This is a genomic window from Hyella patelloides LEGE 07179, from assembly GCF_900659865.1.
In the GTDB taxonomy this organism is placed as follows: Bacteria; Cyanobacteriota; Cyanobacteriia; order Cyanobacteriales; family Xenococcaceae; genus Hyella; species Hyella patelloides.
Genome location: NZ_LR213799.1, coordinates 14,870 through 37,377, shown reverse-complemented (window position 1 = coordinate 37,377; position 22,508 = coordinate 14,870). Strand labels below are relative to the sequence as shown.

Below are 22,508 nucleotides of genomic sequence, written 5' to 3'. Positions count from 1 at the left end.
TTATTCTTCTTTGAGCTATCTTCACAGCTTACCTATTGACGCGCTGAAAATTGACCGTTCTTTTGTTGCTGCAATTGATGCTGAGGGAAACAATAGCGAACTTGTGGAAGCCATTGTGATGATGGCTAAAAGTTTGGGCTTAGAAGTAGTTGCCGAAGGAATTGAAACGCAAGCTCAACTGGCTAAATTACAAACCCTTCAGTGTCTTTACGGACAAGGCTATTTATTTACCAGTCCCTTAGATGCGCGATCGCTCTTAACTTGGTTAAATAATGAGGCTAATTGCTAGTCTTTTTGATCTTATTTTAGTAATTAAATAAAATCGCTTATTGTCACAATCACTGTGATTCAAGTATTTTTTGGATATTTTTACTTAGATATTAAAAGTGCAACCTGGAAAAATATCAGTAATAACTTCATTATCAAATAAAAAAAACCGAGTTACTTTCTAAGTATTCCAACATTTTACTTAAGCAATTTAAATGAGTGTTCAAACTAACTACAATAGCAATTATCTTGGAAGCAATCATCTTGGAAAGAGTTCTAGAAGTGAATATCAGGTAGTAGTTATCGGTGCTGGTCCTCAAGGTATTCTTTATGCCTCTTGGCTCAAGCAAGCGCGTCCTGAACTTCAGGTAATAGTTCTAGAAAGAGAGACAAAACCCAAATTTAAAATTGGAGAAAGTACTCTTTCGGGCTTTTGCAAAGCATTACGTTCTGTAGGAATTTCACAAGAAGCTCTTCAGTTATTGTTTTTCCCGAAAAATGGCTTGGGCTTTTTTCATGTCGATGAATCCATTGCCAAGGTTACTGAAGCACCAGAGTATATCTTAGAAACATTTGATGAAACCTTTCAGGTGGAAAGACGTTTACTTGATGGTTTATTAATTGCGAATGCCCGTCGTTTGGGAGTAGAAGTAATTCAAGGTGCGAAAGTAGAACTGGCTAATTCGGAATTTAGTGCTCGCGGTAATCAAATTGTCTATCGCTACCAACAACAAAAATACGAACTCAAATCCCGATTAGTAGTGGATGCTAGTGGCCCTGCAAGCGTGATTGCCAGACATCTTGGTTTGTATAACAAAGAAAATGTTAATTTTCAAAGCAATGCCGTTTGGGGCTATTTCAAGAACCTAAATCGTTTAGGAGATCGCCAGGACTGGTCAAATGTAGCTCAGTTTAGCCGTGACGAGTATACACAACATTTCTGTTTTCGTGAAGGTTGGATGTGGTATATTCCGCTAATTTCTTGGGAAAATGTACCTGATGCTCAAAGTGACTCTATCTTAAACCGTTTTCTGGGTTCAGAAGCACAATTGCCTACTAAAGAAGAATTAGCTGCCCTTCATGGTTGTCCTGAAGAGGATGTGGTCAGCATTGGCATGGTGTTGCGCCAAGATCGCGATTCTCAGTTTGCCCAAGGTCGCAAAGTGGCATTCGATCATTACGCCAGCAAATACCCAGCAATCCAACAAATGCTCGGCGGTGCCGAACTAATTTCCGATCTTTATGGCACTCAACAGCCTTTAAGAGCGCGTGCGAATATTCGTGGCTATGCAGAACAAATTGTCGGCGACGGTTGGTTAAGTATTGGCGAAGCTGCCTTTTTTGTCGATCCTTTGATTTCACCAGGTTTAACTGGCGGTGTAGCCACAGCTTATTTTGCTGCTCAGAGTACTCTCAAAGCCCTGGATAATGAAAACTTCTCCCGTCAGATGTTTACTGATTATGAATTCTATGCTCGCAAACTGTACGAAGCATTGGAGCGAGACAATCAGCTAGTGTATATGTCGTTCAATCATCCTCAAGCAATTGAATTAATTCAACGTTTTCAAGAAATTGATGCTCGAAGACATTTCAATCAGCATATTTGCTCAGATTATTCTTTAGCAGATACTAATGTTTGGGGTATTCTCAATCCGCTTTATCAATCATTGCAAAAACAGCTTTGGCAAATTATGCGTCAAGCTGAAATTACCGTAGGCGAACATAAAGCCATAGAAGAACAATCAATAAAAGATTATGAGTTTATGGTAGAGCAAATTAACGTTTACCTATCTAGTTACTTAAATAGTCACCTAGAATTGACCCCTTACATCACTCAAAATGAAGTAACTGAGAAGTTAGAAACTGAATTAGCTTTTGTTAAGTAGTTTCGGGTTTCTTAACTAAATATTGTTTAAGTATCTTTTGCCACATCAATACGAAAGATACTTTTCTCCCAAATCAAAGCTTTTAAAGGAAAATTTGCTAATGTCAATACCAGAATGGTTAAGAGAAAAAGAGATTATTGCCCGTTTTCGAGTTCATCAAGAAAATTGGCAACCAGTAATTATCTTATTGCAGGAAAATGGCGGAAAATATCTAACTCCTGATGGTAATGAAGAAGGAAAACTTCAGTATGTTGCTCATGGAGATCATCCCTCTGGAGGAAAAGTACTTGTTTTACACTGGCTAGAACATAAAGGACCCCTGGAAGGCAATACAGGTATAGATACGTTATGGGTGCAAAAACAGGGTGAAGATATTCAAGTTCGTGGGACATTTTTTCTCGACCACAGCTATGATTATGGTGAAATTATTATGAATGCCGATTAAACCTGTCTTGAAAATAGAGAATAAATGTGATTTCAATCAAGTTTCTGAAACATCTATTATTTCTTGTCTGCTGGTATAAAAAGCATTACCCACTCACCGTTCTCAAGCGTGAGCTTTCCTGAGTGATTAACCTCATTTTTTAATTCCTCTAGGAAACCATTTAATTTTTCTGCTTCAGCTACATCACCTTGAGCTTGATATAATTCTACAGCTTTTTGCCACTCAGCGATCGCTTCTTGTTCTCGACCTCTCTCTTTTAAAGCAGTACCCAAATTATGACGGGCGATAGGGTTCTCTGGATCGATTTCAATTAAACGGCGATAGGCAACAATTGCTTGAATATAATTTTTTTGCCCGAGTAAAATATTAGCAACTTCTATTTGAGCTTCGATCGAGTCTGGCTTAATTACTAATGCTTTTTGATAAAATTCTAAAGCATTTTCCAGATCTCCTTGAGATTGAGTCACTTTCGCCATTTGAAGGTAGATTAATTCATTATCGGGATCGAGTTGTTGAGCTTTTTTTAGTGCATCCAAACCTTGTGCAGTATCTTGTTGAAGTAAAAATAGAGTTGCTAATTGTAAGTGTAGCTGACTATTATTTGGTTCTTGAGCGATCGCTTTTTGGATAAATTCAATTGCTTCAGGATAACGTTCTTGCCCGATCAAAGCAGTTGCCATGATCGACTGAGCATATTTATTTCCTGGTTCAATACTATTGATGCGATAGTAAGTATCCACCACGCGAGCATACTGTTGCTCTCTGAGTAAGACTATTGCTAAGCCCAAGTAATTATTGGCTTTTTGTGGTGCAAGGCTAATTGCCATTTCATAAGCTTCAATAGCTCGTGTATTATTTCCTCCGTTGCCCAAACTGTACCCTAAAGCATGATAAAACTCTGGGTTATCTGGTTCTAAAGCGATCGCTTTTTGATAAGCTTCCACCGCAGCATTATAATTGCCTAAAGTGGCTTGCAGATAGCCGATACCTGAGAAAATTTTAGAATTATTTTCATCAATGGTGGCTGCTTGCTGATAAACAACTAGAGCTTTTTCATATTCTTTATTTTCAACAAATTTTTGACCCTGAGCCAAAAGATCGCCTAATTGTTCAGGGGATGTCTGTGCTGCTTGGACTATGACAAAATCAGTATTAGTTTGCGTCAATCCAGCAGGGGTAACGACAACCCCAAAGCATAGGCTAGATATGAGGGAAGGCAGTAACAATCTCAACATAATCCCAGTTTTACAGTTAGCAAAGTTAATCCAGTTGAGTTTCCCAGTATATAACTGAGGTTAATAGATTGTGTGCAAACTAACTAAACTTACCCATAAGATAGCGTGTGGTATAAGAAAAGACTTCTTATACCTACTCCAATAAACCCTGGTTGAGACGAAGTAGCAAGTTATTAAGATGAATTGTTAATTTTTTTTCGCTCATAAGTCTCAAATGTTATAGATTTTTTTTACTGACAAAAAGACAACCGATTAGACGATTAGGTAATTGGATGATTACTTTTTCAAGCTAAATTATTTTGAGCTTCTTTTGCTACTTGTTCCATTTCATCTTGGGCTAATTTCTGGATGGTAGTTTGAGCTTCTGCGCCCCCTAATCTACCCAAAGCTTGCACTAAACGATAGCGTACTTGCCAGTCTTCATTATCAGCAAAAGGAGCTAATAAAGGTACAGCACGAGTATCTCCTAACTCGCCTAATGCGCCAATAGCTGCGGTTTGCAACAGGTTGTTATCAGACTCAAGAGCCTCGTTTAACAAATCAAATCCTCTTGGCTCGCCTAATTCTCCTAAAGCAGCAACAATACTAAACTGAATTAACCACTCTGGTGTTTCGTGATAGACCTTATTCAGATCGTCGAAAGCTTCTGTTAATTTTAGTCCTCCAATGGCATCCGCAGCAGCAGCTTGGACATCTGGCTCTGGATCGTTAAATAAGCGATCTCGTAATAAGTCTAAACATTTTGCTTTATTGTCCACTCCCAAAGTATCTAACTGACTCACCGCAGCATAGCGAACTCTGGTATTTTTATCCGTAATCAAAGGCTGAATTAATTCAAAAGCCGTTGCAACTTCAATTTCTCGTAACTGATTAATGCCTCTAATGCGATCGCCAAAATCGGCAGATTCCAACAATTCTTTGACTGACTCTGGTGTAATACTCATAAATTTTCCTATATCTCTAAAAGCTTTTGTTATGGTTGCTTAACTTTATTATTTTAGGAGAGATTAGGACATTATCTTGAAGTAGACTGATTTTTCGTAGTGATTGTTTAAAACAAGTTTCATAGCTGCGATCAACTTATGAAACCCATACTAAATTTCCCAAAAAGAAACTCTTAATTTAATGGCGATCGCAAAATTGAGCAATATTTCTGTAACCGCTATTTTACTGACGTTTTGTCAGCCTATATCTAATTTTTGGCAATCATTAGCTATTATTTGCTGATGTTTCGCTGGCTTTAACTGAATTTTATTGGCAATAAAAATATAAAAAAATATTCTGATTGACGAAATGTAATTTAAGTAATCTAGAGACGATTGTTCGTTGTTTTGAATCTCAAGATAATGATGTAAAAGGAGATGTTTAGACGGCTCTAAAAAATCAAGTTGGTGGTGATGATATCTTAAAGACATTCCTTCAAACATCTTTACTTGGTACAATAGCATCTGAATAAATTTTAAAAACTTTAAAGGAAGAATATCATGGGTGGCGTAGTTTTATTTGTCTCGATCATTGGTTTATATACAGCGATCGCTTTAGGTTTATACTTTGGTTTACGCTCAGCAAAAATCATTTAATTAATAATCAGCGATCGCTGATCGCTGATTACCGTTCGCTGAATTAATCCAAAGCAAAAACGTCTTTTTCTCTTCCCAAAGCAAAGCCCCAAGAGCGAGCTAAATTCTTGTTAGAGCGAGTCACAAAAATTACGAAGGCAATAGCAGCTAAAATCGTTGCTACGCCAAAGACTCCACGATAACTTAAATAGCTTTCCAAAAAGCCCAATACGGGACCTGCTAGAGCAATCCCCACATCAAACCCTCCCAAGCAAAGAGCGTATACTTTACCTCTTTCATTACTATAAGAGCGATCGCTAATTAATGCTAGCATGGTAGGGATTAAAATACCCGCTCCGATACCTTCTGCTGCACCTGCTAGTAACAACATCTCTGCACTGTTAGCCTTTGCTAGCAATACCATCGAAATCATATAAAAAATTAGGCTGATCGTAATCAGAATCCCTCTACCATAACTATCAGAGATTTTGCCGATTAAAATCCTGACGGTAAAGCTGGCAATAGCAACTACGGTGTAAAATAAGCCCACATTAAAAGCAATATCTAATTCTCTGACGTATAGAGGTAAAAAAGCTACTAGAGTACCAAATACCAAACCAACCAAAAATAAGACTATCCCAGGAATTACCAAAGCAGAATTGCTAATTAGTTGCTGAAAATCTCGAACAGGTTGCTCCAATCCTGGATGCTGCAAATTAAGCTCTTTTTGGGAAAGTTCTCTAAGTTGGCTACTTAAAAGCAAAGCACCCAAGCCACAAGCAGCAGAAACCGCAAATAAAGTAGGGTAATTAGTATTTTTTTGTAAAAATCCTCCTAAAGCTGGGCCAACACTCATCCCTAAAGGTACAGCCAAATTCATATAGCCGATGAGTTTCCCGCGATGTTTTCTAGGAGCAAAATCCACCACTAAGGCACTGTAGCCAACAGTAAAAGCAGCAATACTGATACCGTGGAAAGCTCGCATCGCTGCTAAGCCTTGAATAGACTGGATAAAAATATAACCAAGAGGTGCAGTACCCGCAACTATAGTACCGATGACAATTACTATTTTACGACTTCGGCGATCGGCTATTTGTCCCAACCAGGTACGAGAACACAATAAGCCAATAGCAAAACAACCCATAACCAAACCTACCTGTTGAGTTGTCCCCCCTACATCTTGGATATAAGCAGGTAAGATAGGCAGCAGTAACGTGATGCTTGTCCAGAATAGCAATCCAGCAGTAAACAAGAACACCAGATTGCGTTTGATTTGCTGTTTGAGGTTCAATAACCCATTCACTAGAGAATCCTTTATCAAGTTGAGACAGTATCGTAACTCCTACAGCCATCTTAACGTTTCTTAACTATTTTCTCAGTTTGGCAATAGTTAGATTGAATATTCTGATGAAGGGTTATGGTTTGAAGAGTTTGCTGATGCTTATGACTCCAAATTAGCAGCAGCGATCGAGTATTTACAAGCAATGAAAGAAATTGAACTGTCAGGCAATTGCAGATTGCAGATTGACTCTTACCTTGAGATTTATTATTATTCTTTTATCGCTATTCTGTGCAAATTGAGTTTTAAGCTACTGTTCTAGAAGAGTCATCAACAGTTTCATTGAGCGATCGCACTAGAGCTACAATCTCATCGGCTTCGTCATCATTAAATACTCCATCCAACCCACTGCTATGAAGATCAGTAAACGGAGACTCGTAAAGTAACCCTGGATTCATTACGCCATTTTGGGTCAGATAATCGATGATATTCTCAACAAAGCGAATTTGATTTGCCGTAAAGTTACCGCTCTCCAGATACTTGGCAAAGGCAGTCTTAGCAGCGTTGCGATCTAACCCGACTATCTGACGGATAAACAGTTTCAGGCTCATATCCTTACCGTAAACCTGCTCGAAGACATCTCTGCTTTCAATTTCCTCAGCCGAAAATAACATTTCTTCTAGTTCTGCCAAATCTCCATCAGTCAAGGGAAAGTTCCGCTTAAGCTTATGAATGGCAATATGATTTTCATGTTCTCGAATGTAGGCTTCTACCTTCTTACGGTACTGATAGGGACTAAAGCCTGTTTGCTCTACTGGAACGTCAACTTCTACTACATCTCCTAGTTCATCTTTAAAATCGGTATAGACAATAGTTTGCTCTTTTCGGTCGATAAACTTCACGAGGTCGCGTATTTTAAGCCTGACCGACTCAACCATCATCGGGGTTACATCCGACCACCAGCTTTCATCCTGCACTGCTTCTATGAATGGAAGTTGCTCTTTAACCATCGGTATGGTTTGTTTTTCTTCCAGGCGGTCGAGCAAATCCCTGAGCTTGTCTCGTAAACTCACAAAGTATTTTGTACCTTTGAGGATTGATAACTGAAGTTTGAGGCAGAGCAGATCGAAGCGTTTGGCTAGTTCGTCCTCTTTAGGAAGTCCGTTAGGAAGGTGTGCCAGTGACTCGGCTATTGATTCGGTATCATTTTCACTTAACTCATCCCAACGTTCTCGTTCTGAAAACTCCTCAACCTGCTTGAGATGTCTGCGTACCAGGAAGTTCTTTTTCTCCATTGTTGCTACGTGCTGGTGCAGATTATCCAGCAAAGAGCTTCTTAGTTTTTGGTTTTCAGCTTCTAAAGTTTCCCGATCTGAAATTGAGTCTTTATCCAAAATGATCTGACTCACCTTTAAGCGAGCTTTTACCAGCTTGGCACTAATGCTCTCGGCTGGCTTAGGGTCTGATTCTTTGATTTCCTGGTTAAAGAAGCCAAAATTACTACAGAGGTCAAAAATAAAGAATTTTTCCTTATCCTGACCGATACCAAACAGATCGGGAGAAAGCCTTGTTCCCCTGCCGATCATCTGATTAAATTTAACCCTAGAATAAACGGGCTTAAAGAAGACCAAATTCACTACTTCGGGAATATCAACCCCTGTATCGAGCATATCGACCGATACAGCAATTGTCGGCTCTTTCTGGGGTTCTGAAAATTCATCAAGCAAGCTTTGAGCGTAGTTATTGTGACTATCGATTACCTGGGCAAATTTACCCTGATAGTGGGGATAGTTAAAATCGAAGCGTTCTACGATAAATTCTGCATGGGCGTGGTTGCGAGCAAAGATAATGGTTTTTCCCAGTCTGTCACCTCCTTCTACTTTAAGACCCTTCTCCATCAGCAACCGCAGAGCTTGGTCAACGGTATCCTCGTTAAATAACCACTTGTTAATCGCTGCTGCATTGACTTCATCGGGGATTTCCCCCGTTTCTTCGTCCCTAAACTTCTCTTCATATTCTTCCCGTTCGGCTTCAGATAGTTGACTGTATTTAACCCCCTGACGTAAGAATTTAAACGGTACGGTAATACCTTGAGAGGGGACTAAATAGCCATCGGCGATCGCGTCCTGGAGTTCATAGGCAAAGGTAGGTACACCAGTTTCCAAGTCAAATATTTTGTGGGTATCTCGGTGGACTTCAGAACGGGGTGTAGCAGTCAACCCAACCAGCAAACTGTCAAAATACTCGAATAATGCCTGATATTTTTTATAAATGCCTCGGTGTGCCTCATCGACAATGACTAAATCAAAATACCCAGGACTGATGTAAAATTCCGCATCTTCTTGGTTATTAATGCGATTAAACATGGTGGGATAGGTGGACAGGATTACGTTGGCACTACCAGCATTCTTGTCTTTAGCTGATGTAATCTTTTTATCTTCGATTAAATTAACGGGGGTAACGGTTGGCAGATGGGTTTTAAAATTACGAAAGGCTTGGGTCAGTAGAGCATTGCGGTCGGCGAGAAATAGGACTCGTTTTGCCCAGTTTGCCCGCATCAGCAGGTCAACTAGAGAGATCGCGGTTCTGGTTTTTCCCGTCCCCGTTGCCATTACCAGCAGGGCTTTACGGGCGTTTTGTCGGTCAAAGTTTTCGGTGATGCGTTTGAGGGCTTCTAACTGATAAGCCCGTCCTGCGATGTCTCGATTTGGAAGTACCAGATCGAGGCTTTTGCGGTTATTACGGCGGAAAATGATTCGTTCTAGTTCATTTTTCTGGAGAAAGCCATGAATTTCTCTTGGAGGGTAGGTATAATCATCCCAAATCCAATTATTATAACCGTTAGAGTAAAAAATAACGGGTCGCTGGTCAAATTTCTTTTCCAAACAATCAGCATAGAGCTTGGCTTGCTGTTTTCCTTTAGTGGGACTGCTGCTGGTACGTTTGGCTTCAATTAGCCCCAAAGGTTTACCATCATCCCCCCAGAGGACATAATCAACATACCCCTTACCCGCACTGTTGGGCATTCCCTCAACTTCATACTCAATGCAGTCATCCTGATTCAGATTCCAACCAGCTTCTTGAAGGAGAATATCGAGTAAGTAACGGCGGGTATCTGCTTCGTGGTAATCGTGGGTATCGGCTACTGCTTCATTTTGCTGTTTGAGAGTGGCAATCTCTTGTTTGAGGGCATTGAGTTCGGCTTCCGTCTGCTGCTGCCGTTTTTCGGCAATCTGCTTCATTTCATCGGCTTGAGATAGCCTGGTTTCTAGTTCTGCAAGCTGTTCTCTGGACAGATCTTTTTGGGCTTTGGGATGGGGATGAGTTTGGGGTTGAAAGTGATGTTTCGATCCCCCTAAATCCCCCTTGACAAGGAACTTATTTCTGCTTTCAGCGATCGCAGTTTACCTGAAATAACCTTGGGCGGTTCGTATTCTACCTCCTCATACTCAATCTCTTTGTAGCGGTTAATTGAGAGGTCGTAGCCATTATCCTTAATCTCTTTCTTGGGGACAAAAAACGCCTTAGATTTACGATCTGATTCTTGTTTGGGATCGCGGTTGTGCCACTTCTCCAATAAATCGGGAATATCATTTTCTTCAATTGGCTGACGTTTATCATCGAGGGATAAACCATCGGCTTTCATATCATAAAACCAAACACGATCCGTACCGTCTTTTTCTACTCCCACTTTGGTAAAGATGATAACTGCCGTAGAAACCCCTGCATAGGGCTTAAATACCCCCGATGGCATGGAAACCACCCCGTCTAGTTTATGATTCTCGATTAAGGTTTTGCGGATTGATTTATGTGCCTTGGATGAACCAAACAGCACCCCATCGGGAACAATAACGGCTGCCCGTCCGCCGATTTTCAGCAGTCGCAGGAAGAGGGGTAAAAATAGCAATTCAGTTTTCTTTGTCTTAACTACCTTTTTAAGGTCTGGCGCAATTGTAGAATCTTCTACCGAACCTTTAAATGGTGGGTTAGCCAAAATCATCGTAAAGGCTTTTTTGATATCCGAATAATCCTCTGATAGTGAATCTCGTGCCTCAATCTTGGGGTCTTCAATGCCATGCAGCATTAGGTTCATACTGCCAATTCGCAGCATCGTCCCGTCAAAATCAAAGCCGTGAAACATCTCCTGATTAAAGTGTTCGCGGTTGCCTGGGGCATTCAACACCAGATTACCGTCAGAATCTTTTAAATCTCGTAAATGCTCGGCAGCAGCAACTAAGAAGCCACCAGTACCACAGGCGGGGTCACAGATGATTTCCCTCGCTCCTGGCTGCATCAAGTCCACTATCATCTTGATAATGTGGCGGGGGGTTCTAAACTGTCCATTCGTTCCTGCGGTGGTTAGCTTAGAAAGCATATATTCGTAGAGGTCGCCCTTGGTGTCCCGCTCTTCCATCGGAATCTGCTCGATCTGCGTCACCACATTAGTTAGTAGGGCGGGATTAGCAATTAAAAACACCGCATCTTTCATGTGTCGGGCATAAGCGGTTTCTACCTGAGTACCACCAAGATTTTTAATAAAAGGAAAAGCCTCATCACGAACAACTCGCAGCACTTCCTCAGCATCGGTGAGGTTCTTAAAATGCGACCAGCGCGAGCGTTGTTGTTCTTCCGAGAAAATAGAATTCTTAACTGGCTGTCCCAATCGCTGGGCTTTTCTTTCCTTGGCTAGTTCCAGGTCATCAAGCCTTTTAATAAAGAGCAAATAGGATATTTGTTCGATCACGGAGAGTGGGTTACTGATGCCGTTATTCCAAAAAGTTGTCCAAAGCTTATCGACCTTGGATTTAATCTCACCTGCGATCATTCAATTGACTCCTATTAAGTGTAAGAAAATATGCCCTGTTCGCTATTTTATCCTTTGCTTTTGCTGAAAAGCGAAAACGCCTTACGTTTCGTAGAAGAAAGGATAACCTCAACCCGTAAGATCGAGAGTTTCTTTTCACCCATTCATTCAAGGGCGATCGATAATTCTCTCATGTTGAAGTCGTCCCACCACAATATAAGGATGTATCCCCAGTCGATCTGCAAATGTTTTTACCTTTTCCTTTGATCGCAATTGTGAGAGTTCTGAATTATATTTCGGTGGAATTAGGAACTCTTTTGCCCACTGATTTGCTTCTTTATTAGGTTTATAGTAACTTTATCGATTGATTAAAATTCCTTGTTTTTACAAATTTGAAACTTTTAATTAAAGACGATTTTATGTGAATTTCAATGAAATATTTTACTACTCATTGAGTTAATGAAAATTGCATAAAAACGAAGATTTTAGCTAGTAATTTTTGTCTAAATAATGCTTTGATAGATTCATCCGAGAAAACACTGTTAGTGAAAACAACAGTTGACAAATTATCTTCTTGAATTTATTGAATCTAGAAATAAAAAGTATGACTATTACTCAAAACTCATTTAGTAACGTTATTAAAACTAGTTTATTAACTGGTAGTATTTTAGCTTTAAGTGCTACTTCTTCTTACGCAGTGGGATTAGGAAAATATCGCCTTCATAATCATCCTAATGGTAATGTTGCTGCTCCTTATTACGGTTTGCGTCTTGATGGTTTATTGACTAGAGATACCAAAGAAGAATACACTTTTGATTTTAATCACAACGACTCTAAAGTTTTCTTGAATTACAATGCTGATGATACTATTTCCATAACTGGTCAAGCTTTTGGTGGTGAAGATATTGGTTCTAGCTACAAAGCAGGAACTACAGGTGTTTGGGATATTGATTTTACTTATGAATCAGTTACTCAAGCGGGTAGTGATGATGATGTAATTGCTTTTGTCGGAGAAGGAAACATTTCTTCAACAATTAATTCTGTGAATTATTCCTTCGATCTAAATGCTGAACAAGGTAATTTTCCTTTTGCTTTTAGATTAGGCGATAAAAATAACGATCGAGGTTATCGTGGTTACGATGGTATATCTGGCTGGGGTTGGATCAATCATGCTCCCGATACTACGGCTGCTAATGATGCGTTAGGTGCTAACCATATTAAATCTTCTGACTGGTTATTTACTGCTAAACAAGTATCAGTCCCCGAACCCACTGCTATTTTAGGCTTACTAGGAGTTACTTCTTTGGGTCTAATTAGTAAGAAAAAACGCAAATAAAGAAAATCAAATTAGATAGATATTTTTTGCAGTAGGGTGGGCGACCGAAGGAAGTACTTTAGTGCATTGCCTACCCTACTTAATTTGAAACATTTCTTGCAAATCAATTACTCAAAGAAGGAATAAAACTCACTAATTGAGGGAAAACAATAATTAAAGCTAACACTAATAATTGCAACAAAATAAATGGAATTGCTCCACGATAAATATCTTCTGTTTTAATTTCTGGTGGCGCAACACCTCTTAAGTAAAAAAGAGCAAAACCAAAAGGAGGAGTCAGAAATGAGGTTTGTAAATTTGCGCCGATAATTACGCCATACCAAACCAAATCTAAGCCTAAAGCTTCCGCTACAGGAGCAAAAATAGGAATCACGATAAAGGCAATTTCAAAAAAATCAATAAAGAAACCCAAGAAAAAGATCGTTGCCATATTTACCAATAAAAAGCCAATCTTTCCTCCTGGTAAATTAGCCAAAAGATCGAACATAAAGCGATCGCCATGTAAACCGCGAAAAACCAAGCTAAAGGCAGTAGAACCAAGTAAAATAAAGATTACCATTGTGGTAATTCTCATAGTGGCATCACAAACTTCTTTTAGAGCATTCCAAGTCAATTTGCGGTTAAAAGCAGCTAAAATCATTGCACCAAATGAACCCACTGCACCTGCTTCTGTAGGGGTGGCAATGCCAAAAAAGATACTTCCCAATACCAATAAAATAAGTCCTAAAGTGGGTAGCATTACTTTAATAACTCTTGTTATCAATTGCTTCGGAGAAATATTTCGTACCTCTGGTGGTAATGCGGGTGCGACTTCTGGCTTGAGGAAAGCCACAATAATTACATGAAGACAAAATATTCCTGCCATCAATAACCCAGGAATTAATGAGCCGAGAAATAAATCCCCCACAGAGATACCTAACTGATCTCCTAAAACCACTAGCACTACACTGGGAGGTATAATTTGCCCCAAAGTACCAGAAGCAACAATAACTCCCGTGGCTAATTCTTTGTTGTAGCCATAACGCAACATAATGGGTAAAGAAATTAAACCCATTGCGACTACGGTTGCTGCTACTACTCCTGTGGAGGCTGCTAATAAAGCTCCCACAATAACCACGGCTAATGCCAATCCTCCCCGCATTCTGCCGAAAAGAATTCCCATCGTTTCTAATAGTTTCTCGGCAATTCCCGTTTTTTCTAGCATCGAACCGAGAAAAATAAAGTAGGGAATAGCCAGTAGGGTATAGTTAGCCATAATGCCAAAAATGCGACTGGGCATGGCATTAAAAAAACTAAAACTAAATTCTCCTATGGCAGTCCCAATGAGCGCGAAAATTAGTGAGACACCACCGAGAGAAAACGCTACAGGGTAGCCAAAAGATAATAAGCATAAAGCCCCTGCAAACATGGCTATGCCCAACCAATCATAATTCATTGTTGTTCCCCCTCATTGGTATCACTGCCAAGATGAGCAACCCAATTTTTAATTGCTTCGGAAATTCCCTGGAGAATCAATAGGACAAGGCTAACTATAATAAAAGATTTAATAGGATAACGAGGTAAACCATCAGGGTCGGGAGACATTTCTAGGATTTTCCAAGAATTAAGGATATTTCCCCAAGAAAAATAAACTAAAAGACCGCAAAAAGGAATTAAAAAAATAATTGTGCCAATAAAATTAACTAAAGCCTGACGACGAGGATGCCAATCTTTATAAAATATATCTACTCGAACGTGTTCGTTGTGTTTGAGAGCATAAGCTCCACCGAGTAAAAATACTAAATCGAAAAGATACCATTGAATTTCGATCAAAGCATTTGAGGTGAGATTTTGTCCTACAAACCTTCCTATATATCGCCCCAAAACATTCCAGACTCCCACTAACACCATTAATAGGACTAAGCCATAGGTTAAACGACCAACCCATTCATTTAGAGTATCAATGGCTCTGGATATTCTTAATAGTCTTCGCAAACTTAATCCCTCACTACCTCAATATATAGTAGGTAATGCTATCGGCTTGACCCGCCCCAAGTCTATTAATTTGTTTATTTTTGCAAAAAGTTTGGAGATTGCTCGCAAAATTTATGGTTCGATGTCGGAAGTTGCTTTTCTCTTGTCATATCGAGACAAGTACTTTTGGGAAAGATGGGGAAAATTAGAAAAATAAAAATCGTCAAATTCCAGAATTTGCTTTGGTGTTAAATTTGACTTTGAATGATGATCGAGGCTTTTTGTCGATGTTGTCACAGAAGCATGACCATAACCACCTAAAGTATAAGAAGACACTGAATTTTGAAAATGGTAGTCAAGCTTATCGATGAAGTCTTTTACTCGATTGGGGTCAAACGATAAAAATTCGGCAATATTCTCGATAGTTATTTTTGGCTCTAACATTAAATCTTCGTAATAAACAAGAAGCTTTTTACCATCAAATCGCTCGAAGGCTTCAATGTTTTTGATATACCAAATTGGAGCTTGAGGAACATTTTTTTCATTGAGAAACGCTGCAACATCTTGATACTTTTCCCATAATTGTTTATGGTGTCGTAATAAGCATTCTCTGTAATCTCTCACAACCAGGATAACAGCTTCATGTTTATGCATTACTAAGTAAGCCTGATGAGAGCGATCGATAACATAATCATTTCCTTCAACAAGCCTGGTTTGCCCAGGTGTAGGGCGATTAGATAGACTTTCAACAATATAACGAATCCAGTTTGTTCCGCTTCTAGAGTATGAGGCTAATAGAGGTATATCATAACAACCAAATCCTACAATTTCATTACACTTATCTTTAGTTAATTTAATTTTGATTTGATTAAAAACTTTTTGAGGAACCAGAAAAGTAGCATCAATAAAATTGTATCCTTTAAGTTTTTGAATTTGATAATACTTTTTTACGGTATTCATAGTTGGATATCGCTAGTTTTTGATGGTGAAAATTATCCCAATACAGATATATGTGTGAATTATCTAAAATATGTAGAAAATAAGCTTTAGTAACCCTAAATAATTTGAGAGTACTAACATAAGACAAAGAACTAATGATAAAACACAGTTTTATATTGTTTGTGGCTTATTTTCGCTATAGTAACCCTTTATGTCACTGCCCAAGGTGTTGAGGTATTTAATAATGACAAACAAAAATGAGTCAATACTCGCGTTCTTTGATGATATAGCGTTACGGATTTAGCTTAGGACATTCTGCTTGAGAGTGTAAATTCATTCCTGTCTTGGTCAGCGTTCCCTTGCTAGGTGCGCGTTCCTTAGCGGATGGAACATCCGCAGGGTCGCACCTCTGACGGCGACGCGGGGTCTGACCGCCATCCTTCATCCTTACGAGCAGATAGCTAAACTTTGTCCTAATCTAACTTTGTACGGCTATAGTAGCTATTTTCAGTATTGATTAAAATTCAGTTAATGCTGCTCTTGTCAATGGTTAAAAATTACTCGATTTTATTGCCTTTAATTGTAATCAATACCTTTTGTAATCAATACCTTTCACACATAAATCAGATCCCGTAAACAACATAAAAAATAGTTCTATTATCTGAAATTAAACAGACAAACTTACTATTATGCTTTTCATCAGCTCTGTCAACTAGCCAATTTCATACCTTAAATCAGCAAATTATTCAATAATTTGAGCAGACTAATCCATAGCTATCTTCTGACAGGATACCTTTTCTGCCAAAATAGCATTAGCTAACTGGCTAGTGTAGATTTCGACAATAGCATTAGCAGGAGCTTCAAAAATAAGACGTTGACCAGGAAAAATAACACGCTCTAAATACCAATGCTCAATATTAGCAATACGAGCTATTTGAATAGTGCTAGTTACATTAACATAAGAACAAATAATAAAATTTGTTTTTTGAGGAAGAGATGTAGAAATCATTTTCTTAAAAACTTCAAAATTATAATTTTAATTAAGTTGAAATAAATTACCAATTGAAGTAAGTCATTTTTTATGTCTTTCTATGTAGAAGGAGTTATCAATTGGGATCGTCGAAAAACAATCACCAAAATGAAATAAACTACTGCAAAATAAATAAATAATTAATGCATCTAACCACAGAAAGATTAAATATAACTCTTATTATATTAGTTTTTAAGCAAAATATTTGATAATTTAAGATTTTATTGTAATTAGATTACTATTGATAATAAAGATGTTGCTATTTATTTTAGATTTTCTTTAGATTTGTTTTAGCTAATGGGTGTATAATTGCGATCGCAAAATAAAAACTATCAAAACAAAACTCAGTAATTATTACTATTTATCATTTGCCATTGCTGTTTTCACTAAATGACGTTGTAGATAGTGTTTGAACATTGGCTGTAAAACATAATTATCTTGTTTCATCAAGAAGGTATCTTGTATTGCATCAAGAACTTTTAGTACTTTGTTTCGTGGATGACTAACACTGTACAGTAACCGATCTAAGGAATTATTGTTACAGCTAAAAGCTAAATAATAAAGTACCTCTTTGCCTATTTTGTCCAAAAGCTTTAACTCATTTTCAATGATATAATCTACTTCTTCAAGAGAAGGATAATATTGCTTGTATATATTAGTGTCAGATATTGGTAAGTAGCTAAGATTTCTGACAATTATTTTAATTAGTTCGGGATTTTTTCGATAGTAATTACAAATTCTCTCCCAGATATTTTGAGAGATATCTTGACTAATTTCATTCTCAAAAATAGACCAAAGAATATCACTTTCTAATCCCTCTAAAGATAATAGCTTTAAATTATCACTGCTACCATAATAATCTAGTTGCTTTAAATCAATACGACTCGTAGCAACTACCAAACTTTGATGTCTAGTATTAATCAAGCAACGTAAAAATGCAGCATATTGCTCACAATTAGAACGATAGTGAGGTATCATTCTTTTTAATTCAAAAATTGAATCTAAATCATCTAAAATTAAAAGACAACGATACTTTTGTAAATAAAAAGCTAAATCTACTAACAGTTTGTTAATATCGGAAGAAATCTCTAAATTAGGTTCTAAGCTATGCAAACAAAATTCGATCAAGTTTTTTACTTTAAGATTTTCACTGACTGGTAAAGAAATAACTCGATAGAAATCTTGCTTTAAGACTTCTGCGGTTTTTGCAGCCAGTGTAGTTTTTCCACATCCAGTCATTCCCTTAATCATAATAAATCGACAATTAGGGTCATGACTCCAACTTTTAAATTGAGTTAATTCTCGCTCTCTTCCTTGAAAATTAGGTACTCCTGAAGCTATCAAAGAAATATTATTAATCTCTTGCTCAGAAAAAGTTGTGTGAGTTTTTTTTATGGTGTCAACTAAAGAGGTATTTTTAGAAGTAGATTCTAATATTCTTCTTCTTATAAAAGGAGTACAATTATTTTTTCTAATTTGCTCTCCAAAAGCTTTAGTCAATAATTTCCAGAGTTCAGAACCAGAAGTCTTGATATACTCCATATCATAATTATATTCTGAGGCAATCTGTGAATAAGTTTTTCCCTCCAAAGACTGTATTAAAATAATTTCCTGTATTTTATTGAGATGTTGGGGTTTTATTCTACTATCTACTAAATAAATAGCTTTTTGAAAATCAAGATTATTTTGAATCATTATGTACTTCTCAGGGGCTTTTAATGAATAGTGTTTCAGCTTTTCATGTTATCCCTTTTGCTATTCACACCATAATTTAGCTTTTAAATATCTTATATTAAGTAATATGTAATTGTTGATTTACTAAATATTAATGAATTATCTTAAAATTTTTTAAATCAACGGCAATTATAATAGAGAATAATCAAAAAGATTTTGGCTAAAAGCAATATAACTAACTACTACGTTAGATATTATGCTTTTATCTTATTTTCATTTTCTCATATAGATCATAGGTAAAATCAATGTCAACTAGGGATGATTCATCATTTCTTGTTCTTGATATGAAGAAAATGTATAGAATCAGAGCTAAATTTAACTTTTTCATGACAAATTTAGCTCAATATAGTATGTAAATGAACCTATTTCATGTTAATTATGATGCTTTACATATCAATTTCTATGTATAAATACTGACAATTGAAGTTTAATAAATAAATCAAAAACAGTTTGTATTGTATAGTTTGCTTAAAATAAATATAGCTTAAATTTTTCTAGAAACGAAGTATAATTTTTAACTCATAGATACTATCATGTCTTTTTTATTGCTCTTCTACTATTAATAAGTAAGGATAATCTGTTGCTTCAAGGTCAATTACTGTTTTCTCCTGTTTTTGTTCGACTGAAACTTCTGGTAAATATCTATCTTGGAGTGGGTCATAGATTTTGACTTGTAGTTTATCCCCTTGAAATCCTCGAAGACTTAATTGATAATTTTCGGGAGGTAAATCTTGTTTAATGTCTCTGGTCATTATATAGTAAGGAATTACAAACTTATTTTCGTTTACTTGATAAGGCAAAAATGTAAATAGTTCTCTGTTATAAAGATTCGGATGAGCTTTCGAGCCATCTCCTTCAAATTGATAGTTGTTGTGTTGTTCTTGAATTGATATTACTTCTAGCTGTCTGAGATTACTTAAATTAGGGTCAAGACCATCTTTCATTTGCGCCAAAATACGACTGGTAGTAAGTAAAGTTGGGGATACATATTCTTGGTCTTGTTGAGGATATTGTTGACCTGCTTGAGAAGCATATTGAGCAAAATTATCTTGCACAATACCGTATCCCTTGTTTCCACCCAACGTATTATAAAGATAAACTCTTTCTACTCCCTTGTTGAGATAAAAACAAAAATAGCGCATTGCTGCCTTTGCTTTGAGAGCTAAGGCTTCAGCCTCAGTTACATCAGCATCGTCTTCTTGAGGATGAATATTAACCTCCGTAATCCAAGTTGTCATAGGTAAAACCTCGCCATCTACAACTCTTGCATTACGACCATGAACCACTCCACCAAACTCAGAGGGAAATGGTGCAATATCTCTAAGTATGGTTTCGGTTTGTAAAAAAGTAGCGAAGTATTCAGGAAACCAAATTGAGTATGTAGGGGTAAATTGGGTTTCATTGCCCAAAGCATCTAGGGCTTGACTACCTTTATACTCTTGTTGAGGAAAGTATTTGCGACTGCGGTAAGGATGTTTATTGAGAGCAACTATACGAGGAGGCATTTGGGAAGAAGCTGGCCAAGGAGTTGTGTTAGAAAAACCATTACTAATTTCGATTCCTTGAAAGTCTTGGGAATGAGCCTCAACATAGTTAATAGTTTCCGTTACTAGGTTTTGCCAAATACTATTTTTCTTATATTTGTAGATTTCCTTATCGTAATACTTATTGATATAGAGAAAGTCTGAAGCAAAAGAAAGCTCATTCCAAATCTCTAAATCAAAACCTCTATCTGAATTGTTTGTTGTGCCTAAAGTTTCCGTAACAAATCTTGTCACAGTACCCACATAATTCTGCCATCCAGCTACAGTTTTTTGATAATCTGCGGTATCAGGTGGTGAAAAAGGGCGATATTTTAAAGTGGCAATATTTACTTTTGTGTTGATGTCTATCGAGTCTGGTAGTGGTTTTGATAAAGTAACCCAATTGCCATCTATTTCTGTAATGAGAATCTCGGCAGCCCAGGCTTTTTTTGTCATGTTAGAAAGACCGCTATAATTAGCTTCTATGCCTCTAGTGTCTTCTAGTCTGATTTTGGTATCCCCAGCATTGGCATTTCTGGATAAGGTTTTACGAAATGTCAGCATCGGACAGGGCCCGCCTTGACTTGCATTAAGTAAGACGAGGGGGCGAATATTCTGTTTTTGCAGAGCTAATAGCTTAGTGCGAATTTCATCAGCATAATTAATCTGAGTTTCGTCTTCGTAATTGATTTGATTCCAATTAATCTCTATACGAGCTTGCTTTACTCCATAACGAGCAAGCATCTCTGTAATAAGATTGGGATTAACATTTGTCTTTTTGACATTCATGTTAAAAACCACACCAATACCATCAATAAACTGGTGAGCAGGAATAGTTTCTTGATAGGCTCGCCAGGGCTGTACCCAATGAGAATGCTCTCCAAAAGGAATGCTTTCATAATAAGCGGGGTCTATATACTTATCAACTAAATTTTTTGCTGATGATATATTGATGCACGATACCAGAGCTAAGATAGCTATGGATAGACTCAAATATCTTTTGTACTTGATCATTGCTTTAGTTTTTTTATTTAATAGCAAGCCTTACCTCGTTTATACTTCGTTCAGATAGAGGAACGGTCGTTTTAAGATAAGGAGTTACCGAGTCACAGATTACTCCGCCGTAAAACGACGAAGCCTGCTGTGACCGTTGGTCAGAATGAAGATTACTTATTATTAATTAGCTATTGCCTATTCATGGTTTCATGCGTTCCCAAAAAATGTTATTTAAAACATTACTGGTTTTGAACTAGAGACGGTTTATCTTATTCGACCTTTAATGTTGGCTTTGTAAAGATCGAATAAAATAGATTTTTCTGGTTCATGGGCGGTTTTACATTCCAGCATATTGGCAATAGAATTAGTTCCAGTTTTAGGAAGACCAATACAAAAAGCATGAATCTCACGAGGAGGACGCTTTTTTCGTATTTTTTTCCAATATTCAGACCACAAAGCATTCTTTTGAATTTGCAGCCATGAGGACATTAATAACGGTTTTATTTTTTGAAAACATTGATGATTACTATATGTTTTCTTAGTCATTTTTAGCTACCTTTAAAGTTAGTTGAAATAATGATTTATGAAATCTTAACTATTCAAAACTACTTCAGATAATATTTTTGAAATAAATAATATAATAATAATCAATAGCTATTGATTGAAACAAACACTGCTCACTTTAGTTAATCGTAAAAAGCTCTTAATTAATGCTTAATAAAACTTTTATCATGCAGATTGTATTACTATCCTTCTAACAAACCTATATTATGTAAAAAACGGCTGGCTAATTGTTTGGGTTTAGTAATATTTTTCTGAGCGTTTTTTACAGGAAAAGGAGTTTCAGGAATAGGAACACCGAGAAAAGGGCAAAGTTTTTCCCATCCATCACCCTGACAAATATCCATAATTAATAAGTCATCTTTTCTATCTGCAAAGTAGGCTTTTACTTCTTCGTTGTAGCGGTTATATCCATCCAAAAATTTCTGGCGGTCAAAATAGATAGTGCCGTAGAGTTGCATGGTTGCTAGTAAGGCATCACTTCGCATTTTAGGATATCTTTTTGTCCATTCTTGTCTTTCAATATGACCTGCAAATGATTTAACCCAATCTTCTGCATCTCTTAGGGTTAAGACAAATTTGGCGTTGGGATATTGTTGGTCTAAAGCTGGATAGATAACGGGAACGGGAGTATCTGTAATAGCATCATACTTATCAAATTGATGCACTTTAATAAAGTGGGCTGATTTGTATCCTAGTACGGTTAAAGCTCTAGTGAGAGAAGATGTTCCTGTCTTACTTAAACCTAAACCAAAAACTTTGTTTTTCATTATTATTACCTCTCGCGATTTAATTTGTTGTTTGTAGAAAGCGATATACTTTGGTTTCTTTCGTCAACACCTTGATAGTTTATGGTTCGGAAACCGCGATATCCCTCTCAGTCAAAATTTAGCTTACTATTATTTTTTCTGGCAAGTATATTTACTTAGTATCATTCTTATTGATCGCTATTTGGTGACTA

At 37.2% G+C, this 22,508-nt stretch carries 20 protein-coding genes; 6 read left to right on the top strand and 14 right to left on the bottom strand.

Annotated elements, in window-relative coordinates:
• The 3 genes from H1P_RS07790 to H1P_RS07780 form a co-directional block, all read left to right on the top strand.
• On the top strand, nt 1–289 hold a 289-nt coding region (locus H1P_RS07790), incomplete at its 5' end, for an EAL domain-containing protein (protein ID WP_144865799.1).
• A 193-nt stretch (nt 290–482) separates the two neighbouring features.
• Nucleotides 483–2,153, top strand: a complete 1,671-nt coding sequence (locus H1P_RS07785) for an NAD(P)/FAD-dependent oxidoreductase (RefSeq protein WP_144865796.1) — start codon at nt 483–485, stop codon at nt 2,151–2,153.
• A 100-nt stretch (nt 2,154–2,253) separates the two neighbouring features.
• On the top strand, nt 2,254–2,598 hold the full coding sequence (locus H1P_RS07780; protein WP_144865793.1) for a hypothetical protein: 345 nt from the start codon (nt 2,254–2,256) through the stop codon (nt 2,596–2,598).
• Between the two features lie 56 nt (nt 2,599–2,654).
• Here the strand turns inward: H1P_RS07780 and H1P_RS07775 are convergent, their stop codons facing one another.
• Together H1P_RS07775 and nblB are read right to left on the bottom strand one after the other, a co-directional pair.
• The gene (locus tag H1P_RS07775; RefSeq protein WP_144865790.1) at nt 2,655–3,833 is read right to left on the bottom strand and encodes a tetratricopeptide repeat protein; all 1,179 of its coding nucleotides are present in this window, start codon (nt 3,831–3,833) and stop codon (nt 2,655–2,657) included.
• 284 nt (nt 3,834–4,117) lie between these two features.
• Nucleotides 4,118–4,777, bottom strand: coding sequence for a phycobilisome degradation protein NblB (gene nblB, locus H1P_RS07770; protein WP_144865788.1), 660 nt, complete (start codon nt 4,775–4,777; stop codon nt 4,118–4,120).
• Nucleotides 4,778–5,317: 540 nt separating this feature from the next.
• On the opposite strand from nblB, the gene petL reads away from it, so the two are divergent.
• On the top strand, nt 5,318–5,413 hold the full coding sequence (petL, locus tag H1P_RS07765; protein WP_144865785.1) for a cytochrome b6-f complex subunit PetL: 96 nt from the start codon (nt 5,318–5,320) through the stop codon (nt 5,411–5,413).
• 43 nt (nt 5,414–5,456) lie between these two features.
• Here the strand turns inward: petL and H1P_RS07760 are convergent, their stop codons facing one another.
• Entirely contained in the window at nt 5,457–6,695 is a 1,239-nt protein-coding gene (locus H1P_RS07760; RefSeq protein ID WP_144865783.1) for an MFS transporter, read from the bottom strand.
• 91 nt (nt 6,696–6,786) lie between these two features.
• Here H1P_RS07760 and H1P_RS39805 point away from each other — a divergent pair, with 91 nt between their 5' ends.
• Complete coding sequence (locus H1P_RS39805; protein WP_425461526.1) at nt 6,787–6,993, top strand: salt stress protein, Slr1339 family; 207 nt, start codon at nt 6,787–6,789, stop codon at nt 6,991–6,993.
• On the opposite strand, the gene H1P_RS07755 is transcribed toward H1P_RS39805, so the two are convergent.
• Nucleotides 6,977–9,913, bottom strand: coding sequence for a type I restriction endonuclease subunit R (locus H1P_RS07755; RefSeq protein WP_144865781.1), 2,937 nt, complete (start codon nt 9,911–9,913; stop codon nt 6,977–6,979). The genes H1P_RS39805 and H1P_RS07755 overlap by 17 nt on opposite strands.
• A 113-nt stretch (nt 9,914–10,026) precedes the next feature.
• Nucleotides 10,027–11,496 (bottom strand): type I restriction-modification system subunit M, encoded by a 1,470-nt coding sequence (locus tag H1P_RS07750; protein ID WP_144865779.1) that lies wholly within the window; start codon nt 11,494–11,496, stop codon nt 10,027–10,029.
• A gap of 583 nt (nt 11,497–12,079) precedes the next feature.
• Between H1P_RS07750 and H1P_RS07745 the strand changes: the two genes are divergently transcribed.
• Nucleotides 12,080–12,811 (top strand): PEP-CTERM sorting domain-containing protein, encoded by a 732-nt coding sequence (locus tag H1P_RS07745; protein WP_144865777.1) that lies wholly within the window; start codon nt 12,080–12,082, stop codon nt 12,809–12,811.
• A 103-nt stretch (nt 12,812–12,914) separates the two neighbouring features.
• Here the strand turns inward: H1P_RS07745 and H1P_RS07740 are convergent, their stop codons facing one another.
• From H1P_RS07740 to H1P_RS07705, 9 genes are all read right to left on the bottom strand, one after another.
• The gene (locus tag H1P_RS07740) at nt 12,915–14,246 is read right to left on the bottom strand and encodes a TRAP transporter large permease (RefSeq protein WP_144865775.1); all 1,332 of its coding nucleotides are present in this window, start codon (nt 14,244–14,246) and stop codon (nt 12,915–12,917) included.
• On the bottom strand, nt 14,243–14,785 hold the full coding sequence (locus H1P_RS07735; protein ID WP_144865773.1) for a TRAP transporter small permease subunit: 543 nt from the start codon (nt 14,783–14,785) through the stop codon (nt 14,243–14,245). The genes H1P_RS07740 and H1P_RS07735 overlap by 4 nt, the downstream gene beginning before the upstream one ends.
• 111 nt (nt 14,786–14,896) lie before the next feature.
• A complete protein-coding gene (locus tag H1P_RS07730; protein WP_144865771.1) occupies nt 14,897–15,724 on the bottom strand; it encodes a sulfotransferase domain-containing protein in 828 nt (275 codons plus the stop codon).
• A gap of 271 nt (nt 15,725–15,995) precedes the next feature.
• The gene (locus tag H1P_RS35885) at nt 15,996–16,148 is read right to left on the bottom strand and encodes a hypothetical protein (RefSeq protein ID WP_186375882.1); all 153 of its coding nucleotides are present in this window, start codon (nt 16,146–16,148) and stop codon (nt 15,996–15,998) included.
• 318 nt (nt 16,149–16,466) lie between these two features.
• The gene (locus tag H1P_RS07725; RefSeq protein ID WP_144865769.1) at nt 16,467–16,712 is read right to left on the bottom strand and encodes a DUF1830 domain-containing protein; all 246 of its coding nucleotides are present in this window, start codon (nt 16,710–16,712) and stop codon (nt 16,467–16,469) included.
• A 378-nt stretch (nt 16,713–17,090) separates the two neighbouring features.
• Nucleotides 17,091–18,428: a helix-turn-helix domain-containing protein gene (locus H1P_RS07720; RefSeq protein ID WP_144865767.1), complete on the bottom strand. Its 1,338-nt coding sequence runs from the start codon at nt 18,426–18,428 to the stop codon at nt 17,091–17,093.
• 581 nt (nt 18,429–19,009) lie between these two features.
• On the bottom strand, nt 19,010–21,004 hold the full coding sequence (locus tag H1P_RS07715) for a hypothetical protein (protein WP_144865764.1): 1,995 nt from the start codon (nt 21,002–21,004) through the stop codon (nt 19,010–19,012).
• A gap of 246 nt (nt 21,005–21,250) precedes the next feature.
• The gene (locus H1P_RS07710; RefSeq protein WP_144865762.1) at nt 21,251–21,532 is read right to left on the bottom strand and encodes a hypothetical protein; all 282 of its coding nucleotides are present in this window, start codon (nt 21,530–21,532) and stop codon (nt 21,251–21,253) included.
• Between the two features lie 200 nt (nt 21,533–21,732).
• Nucleotides 21,733–22,317, bottom strand: a complete 585-nt coding sequence (locus H1P_RS07705; protein ID WP_144865760.1) for a sulfotransferase family protein — start codon at nt 22,315–22,317, stop codon at nt 21,733–21,735.
• Nucleotides 22,318–22,508 lie beyond the last annotated feature (191 nt).